Raw genomic sequence first — 563 nt, 5'->3', positions numbered from 1 at the left:
ATGGCAATGGTGTTGGGGACAACAATGACCCGGACATCGATGGAGACGGGGTCCCAAATGACCAGGACGCCTTCCCATACGACCCGACAGAAGATACGGATACAGATGGTGATAATGTTGGGGACAACAGTGACCCAGACATCGATGGAGACGGTACCCCAAATGACCAGGATGCTTTTCCATTGGATTCAAGTGAGGATACCGATACAGATGGCGATGGCATAGGAGACAATGCGGATGCGGATGATGACAACGATGGCATTTTGGATGTCAATGATGATTTTCCTAAAGATACCCAACCATCCTTGGTTCCGGCAGAAGCCTTTACCCCAGATGGTAACGGTATAAACGATACGTGGGTGATCCCAGGGATAAACAATTACCCGAATTCCTTGGTAAAGGTTTACAATAGATGGGGTCATGAGGTTTATGCTGCCAAAGGCTATATGAATGATTGGGACGGTGCCTATAAATCGAATTCGGAAAAACTGCCTCAGGGATCCTATCTATATGTGATTGATCTAGGGAATGGCATGGCCTTATTGAAAGGTTGGATATTCATC

Annotated in this window: 1 protein-coding gene; it reads left to right on the top strand. The window is 46.7% G+C overall.

The genetic code is table 11. The features are described from left to right. On the top strand, positions 1-563 hold a 563-nt coding region (locus DKT72_RS17925; RefSeq protein WP_162623379.1), incomplete at both ends, for a T9SS type B sorting domain-containing protein.

Origin of the sequence: Confluentibacter sediminis (assembly GCF_003258355.1) — a bacterium.
GTDB lineage: Bacteria > Bacteroidota > Bacteroidia > Flavobacteriales > Flavobacteriaceae > Confluentibacter > Confluentibacter sediminis.
The sequence above is the reverse complement of the archived record's forward strand: the minus strand, read 5'-3'. Positions and strand labels throughout refer to the sequence as shown.